This is a genomic window from Streptomyces alkaliphilus, assembly GCF_014141535.1.
Classification (GTDB): domain Bacteria; phylum Actinomycetota; class Actinomycetes; order Streptomycetales; family Streptomycetaceae; genus Streptomyces; species Streptomyces alkaliphilus.
The window spans coordinates 1-2,332 of the sequence record NZ_VKHT01000812.1 but is presented as its reverse complement, the minus strand read 5'-3'; the positions used below and the strand labels follow the sequence as shown (position 1 = coordinate 2,332).

At 72.9% G+C, this 2,332-nt stretch carries 2 protein-coding genes and 1 pseudogene; 2 read left to right on the top strand and 1 reads right to left on the bottom strand.

What is annotated here, in order from left to right; genetic code table 11:
• Positions 1-65: 65 nt before the first annotated feature.
• Complete coding sequence (locus FNQ90_RS20040; protein WP_182607636.1) at positions 66-860, bottom strand: lysophospholipid acyltransferase family protein; 795 nt, start codon at positions 858-860, stop codon at positions 66-68.
• A 225-nt stretch (positions 861-1,085) separates the two neighbouring features.
• On the opposite strand from FNQ90_RS20040, the gene FNQ90_RS20035 reads away from it, so the two are divergent.
• Both FNQ90_RS20035 and FNQ90_RS20030 read left to right on the top strand, forming a co-directional pair.
• Complete coding sequence (locus tag FNQ90_RS20035) at positions 1,086-1,859, top strand: alpha/beta hydrolase (protein WP_143623824.1); 774 nt, start codon at positions 1,086-1,088, stop codon at positions 1,857-1,859.
• Positions 1,846-2,332, top strand: a pseudogene (locus FNQ90_RS20030) (hypothetical protein); the annotation flags it as partial. The gene FNQ90_RS20035 and the pseudogene FNQ90_RS20030, both read left to right, overlap by 14 nt.

The following is a 2,332-nucleotide window of genomic DNA, read 5'->3' as shown; positions in this document are numbered from 1 at the left end:
GCTCGTTCCCACCCGACCACCCGGCTTTCCCCGGAGCGTCATCGCCCCGACGAACGGGGAGCGGGTCAGCCGCCGGCGCGCTCCTCGCGACGCCGCTCCTGCCGGTCCTGCTCCTGCCGGTCCTGCTCGGCCCGCTCCCAGGCCCGCTTCTCCGCCCGCTCCGACTTCTCGACCTCCGCCTGCCGCTTCGTCTCCTCGGCGATCAGCCGCTTGGCCGCGGTGGCGTACATGTCCACGTACTCCTGACCGGAGAGCTTCATGATGGCGTACATGACCTCGTCGGTCACCGAGCGCAGGATGAAACGGTCGCCCTCCATCCCCCGGTACCGGCCGAAGTCCAGCGGGGCACCGATCCGGATGCCCGGCCGCATCAGCTTGGGCATCACCTTGCCGGGCGGCTGGATCTTCTCGGTGTTGATCATCGCCACCGGGATCACCGGGGCACCGGTGATCAGCGCCACCCGGGCCAGCCCACCGGGCTTGCCCCGGTAGAGCCGCCCGTCGGGCGAACGGGTGCCCTCGGGGTAGATCCCGAACAGTTCACCGCGCTCGATCACCTCCACCCCACTGCGGATGGCCGCCTCCCCCGCGCCGCGCGCGCCCGAACGGTCCACCGGCAACTGCCCCACCCCCTTGAAGAAGGCCGCGGTCAGCCGCCCCTTCACCCCGGGGGTGTTGAAGTACTCCGCCTTCGCGATGAAGGTCACCTTGCGGTCCAGCACCGCCGGGAGGAAAAAGGAGTCGGAGAACGAGAGGTGGTTGCTGGCCAGGATCGCGGGACCCTTCGCGGGCACGTGTTCCAGGCCCTCCACCCAGGGGCGGAAGGTCATCTTCAGACCCGCCCCCACCGATACCTTCATGACGCCGTAAAACAACCCCGGAACCTCCTGTGCGCTGCCGGGACGCCGGGAACGGGCTTTCCGGTCACGGAACGCGCGCGTAGGGTGGCGTGGCGGATCCGGCACCGTCCGACCCCCGCCGAGGCGCCGGTGCCGGCGGCCCCCGGATCCCGTAGCCTGCGATACCACCGCCCCCGGCGACGGGGCGGGTGCCCCACGGTCCGCCGGACGTCGATCGGAGTGCCCATGCAGTTGCTGCCCGGTGCCGAACCCTTCCATCACGAGGGGACCTCCTCCGTCGGCGTCCTGTTGTGTCACGGCTTCACGGGGTCGCCGCAGTCGATGCGGCCCTGGGCCGAGCACCTGGCCGAGGCGGGCCACACCGTCTCCCTGCCCCTGCTTCCGGGACACGGAACCCGATGGGAGGACCTTCGTCCGACCGGATGGCAGGACTGGTACGCCACGGTGGACCGGGAACTGCGCCTGCTGGGCGGTCACTGCGAGCGGGTCTTCGTCTGCGGCCTGTCGATGGGTGGCACGCTCGCCCTGCGCCTGGCGGCCCGGCACGGCGATGCCGTGGCCGGGGTGACGGTGGTCAACCCCGCGATGACCTTCCCCCGTGGGAAGGGGCACGCCCTTCCCGTCCTGCGGCACCTGGTCCCCAGTACACCCGGGATCACCAGTGACATCGCGCGGGAGGGAGGGGAGGAGGTCGGCTACGAGCGGGTGCCCCTGCACTCGGCGTTGGCCCTGCGCAACCTGCTGAACCTGGTGCGCGGCGAGCTGCCCCGGGTCACCCAGCCGCTGCTGGTGATGCGCAGCCGGCGCGATCACGTGGTGCCCCCGACCGACTCGGGGCTCGTGCTCGGGGGGGTCTCCTCCACCGATGTCACCGAACTCTTCCTGGAGCGGAGCTTCCACGTGGCGACCCTGGACCACGACGCTCCGCGTATCTTTCAGGAGACGGATGCGTTCATCACCCGCCTGACGACGAGGAAGCCGGCACGTGACGGAGCGTGACAGGGAGCGCGGCGAGGGCCGCGAACCGATCGACGAGGAGGCCGCCTGGGCGGCCATCGTCGCGGGCTGGGACGAGGAGCCCGCGGGACGGACCGGAGGAACCGACACCGGCGACGACACCGGTGGCGGCGAGAGCCCCTCGAACGGGCAGGTCGCAGAGGTCGGCGACGCCTCCGGTGGGGGCGAGCCGGGGGCCGGCGACGGGACGCCGGGCGACTCCGGTGACGTGAAGGAGGCCGGCGGGGAGACGGGGCCGAGCGCGCGGGACGGCGGGGCGCAGGACGCCGCCCCCGCCGGCGCACCGGTGGTGAACCGGGCCGCCGACTGGCTCGCCGGTGCCCCGGGTGCCGGTCTGCCGGCCGGCGCCCCCGGCGAGGACCCCGGGAAGGGGCCGTGGAACGGCCCGGGGCCCCGGGACTGGGCCCCGGCGGAGGAGGAGGACGAGGGTCACTTCGTGCCCCCCGAGCCGCCCC

Bases quoted from the DNA above. Each gene is read 5' to 3' on its own strand.
- FNQ90_RS20040 (WP_182607636.1), bottom strand. From the start codon at position 860: ATGAAGGTATCGGTGGGGGCGGGTCTGAAGATGACCTTCCGCCCCTGG.
- FNQ90_RS20035 (WP_143623824.1), top strand. From the start codon at position 1,086: ATGCAGTTGCTGCCCGGTGCCGAACCCTTCCATCACGAGGGGACCTCC.